The sequence below is a fragment of the Rhodococcus sp. ENV425 genome (assembly GCF_002887785.1).
GTDB lineage: Bacteria > Actinomycetota > Actinomycetes > Mycobacteriales > Mycobacteriaceae > Rhodococcus > Rhodococcus aetherivorans.
Window position 1 is genome coordinate 401 of sequence record NZ_PCZU01000313.1, and the last position, 1,791, is coordinate 2,191.

At 76.8% G+C, this 1,791-nt stretch carries 1 protein-coding gene; it reads left to right on the forward strand.

Annotated features, from left to right (window positions below):
* On the forward strand, positions 1-1,791 hold a 1,791-nt coding region (locus CQZ88_RS29420; protein WP_258008882.1), incomplete at both ends, for a condensation domain-containing protein.

Genomic DNA, 1,791 nt, shown 5'->3' on the forward strand with positions numbered 1-1,791 from the left:
GCGTGCTGCAGGGCTACCATCCGGCGTTCGACGCGGCCCTGCTCGAGATCCTGCTCGCCCACACCACCGGCGCGACCCTCGTCGTCGCCCCGCCGGAGGTGTACGCGGGGGAGGACCTGCAGCGGCTGCTGCGCGCGCAGCGCATCACCCACTACCTGTCCACCCCGGCGGTGCTCGGCACCCTCGACCCGCACGAGCTGCCCGACCTGCGGGTCGTCGCGTCCGGCGGCGAAACCCTGCCGCCGGCGCTCGCCGCCCGCTGGACCGACGGCCGGCACATGCTCGACGCGTACGGACCCACCGAGGCCACCATCGTCGCGACCCTCACCGACGTCGACGGCCGCGGCGGCATCGGCCGGCCCGTCCCCGGCACCGTCGCGCACGTGCTCGACGCCCGCCTGCGCCCGGTGCCCGACGACGCCGTCGGCGAGCTGTACCTGGCCGGGGAATCCGTCGCGCTCGGCTACCTCGGAGCCCCCGCGCTCACCGCGCAGCGGTTCGTCGCCGCCCCCGGCGGCACCCGCCGCTACCGCACCGGCGACCTGGTGCACCGCCGTCCCGACGGCACCCTCGCCTTCCGGGGCCGCACCGACCGGCAGCTCAAGGTCCGCGGCGTGCGCATCGAACCCGGGGAACTCGAGGCCGCCCTGCTCGCGCAGCCCGGCATCCGGCACGCCGTCGCGCTGGCCGCGGGCGGTGCGCTCGTCGCCTTCGCCGCCGCCGATCCGGGTGTCGAGCCGAGCCGCGTGCTCGCCGGGCTCACCGACGTGGTGCCGCCGCACCGCATGCCGACGCGGCTGCGGCTGATGCCGGAACTGCCCACCACCGTCAACGGCAAACTCGACACCGCAGCCCTGCGCGACCTCGACACCGCCGGGGACGCGCCCGCCGACGACCGGCCGCTCACCGACGTCGAGGACCTCGTCGTCACCGTCGCCGAGAGCGTGCTCGGCACCCGGCCCGACATCCACGCCGGGTTCTTCGCCGCCGGCGGTGACTCGCTGTCCGCCGTCGTCCTCGCCGCCCGCCTCGCCGACGCCTTCGGCACCGACGTGCCCGCCCGCGCCGTGCTGCAGGCACCGACCCTCGCGGCACTCGCCGCCCACATCCGCGACGGCGACCGCACTCGGATCCCGTTGCGCCGCTACGACGACGACGCCTCCACCCCGCTCGCGCCCGCGCAGCAGCGGCTGTGGCTGCTCGGCCGCGCCGAGCCCGGCAGCGCCGCCTACACCGTGCCCGTCGCGCTGCACCTGACCGGTGACCTCGACACCGCCGCGCTGGCCGCGGCCGTCGCCGACGTCGCCGCCCGGCACGAGATCCTGCGCACCGCCTACCTCGACGGCGTCGCGGCCGAAGTCGATCCGCCTGTGCTCGAAGCGGTTCCGGGCACCGACCCGGCCGCCGCCGTCGCCGAGGTGATCACCGCGCCGTTCGACCTCACCGCCGACGCGCCGCTGCGGATCCGGCTGATCGAACTCGGCGCCCACGAATGGGTGCTCGCCGCCGCGGTCCACCACATCGCGTTCGACGGCGGCTCCGTCGCGCCGCTGCTGACCGACCTGCAGCACGCCTACACCGCCCGCCTCGCCGGGGCGGAACCGATCTGGTGGCCGCTGCCCGTGCGCTACCGCGACTACGCCCGCTGGCAACGCGACCTGCTCGGCGACCCCGCCGACCCGGACAGCCTCGCCGCCCGCCAACTCGACCACTGGGCAACGACTCTCGCGGGCCTGCCCGACACACCGCTGCCGCTGCCCACCGACCGGCCCCGGCCCGCGCGGCCCAGCC